This window comes from Xenorhabdus vietnamensis (genome assembly GCF_002127535.1).
Classification (GTDB): domain Bacteria; phylum Pseudomonadota; class Gammaproteobacteria; order Enterobacterales; family Enterobacteriaceae; genus Xenorhabdus; species Xenorhabdus vietnamensis.
On record NZ_MUBJ01000088.1, the window covers coordinates 1 to 1,253 of the forward strand.

1 pseudogene is annotated in these 1,253 nt (G+C 53.1%); it reads left to right on the forward strand.

Annotated features, from left to right (window positions below):
- The first annotated feature begins 72 nt into the window (after nucleotides 1–72).
- Nucleotides 73–1,245: pseudogene (locus Xvie_RS20280) on the forward strand (IS3 family transposase).
- The last annotated feature ends 8 nt before the right edge of the window (nucleotides 1,246–1,253 follow it).

A 1,253-nucleotide genomic window follows, 5' to 3' on the forward strand; every position in this document is an offset into this window, starting at 1 on the left:
ATGTAGGGGTATATTAAATTCGGACACCTCAAACGCCTGTTAATCTGATGAACCTAACCATGAGGTATGACGATGAAATTAAAATCTACCAAACGCCGATATTCCGCTGAATTTAAGTTAGAAGCGGTTCAACAGGTGGTTCTCCATCAACTACGTATTGTCGATGTCGCCCGTTCACTGGGGGTCAATACCAGCACGCTGGGAAAATGGATCCACCAATACAAGGCCGAAATGCAGGGCGTAACGCCTGTCGGTCAAGCCCTCACACCTGAACAGCGTCAGATACAGGCCTTAGAAAAACAGGTCAAACGCCTCGAAATGGAAAAAGAAATCCTAAAGCAAGCGGCCGTGCTGATGAGCGAGATACGTAAGAACGCTATGCGTTGATCACACGGCCGAGTCCCCGATGGTCCGTCAAGGCACTATGTCAGGCGCTTCAGGTGTCACGCAGTGCCTATTATGACGGTCGGCAGCGTCCTGTCGATACGGAACGTCTGCAGTTGCGCATCCGGACGCGTGAACTGTATACCCAAAGCCGGGGGGCCATCGGCAGCCGCTCTCTGAGTCGGTTGCTGACAAATGAAGGCTCCCCGGTTGGGCGCTGGAAAGCCCGGCGGTTAATGCAGGAGTGTGGCCTGCAAAGTTGTCAACCGGGGGGCTCACCGTTATCGCCCGGCCGGGGAAATGCCCGCCGCGTCTCCGGATCTTTTGCAGCAACATTTTGCCCCGGCCTGCCTGAATACCCGGTGGTGCGGAGATATTACCTACATTCACACGCGAGAGGGTTGGCGCTATCTCGCGGTGGTCATGGATTTATTTTCCCGTCGCGTGGTGGGGATGGCCATGTCGACGTTACCGGATGCCGGGCTGGTCTGCCGGGCGCTGAGAAACGCACTGGAAAGCCGTCATATTGAAGGCCGGCTGCTTTTTCACTCTGATCAAGGCAGTCAATACAGCAGTCAAAAGTTTCGCCGTTTACTCTGGCGAAACAAGATCATCCAAAGTATGAGCCGCAAAGGCTGCTGCTACGATCATTCGCCGATGGAGCGGGTCTTTCGGAGTTTGAAAAGTGAATGGGTTCCCCCAGAAGGCTATCAGGATATGCATGAAGCGATAAGAGATATCACACAATATCTGGGCGGGTATTACAACTATGTCCGTCCCCATAGTTTCAACGGGGGCAGGTCTCCCGTTGAGTACGAAAAACAATGGAAAGCGGCTAAAAATTTGTCCGGAAGTCCTTGACCACTACA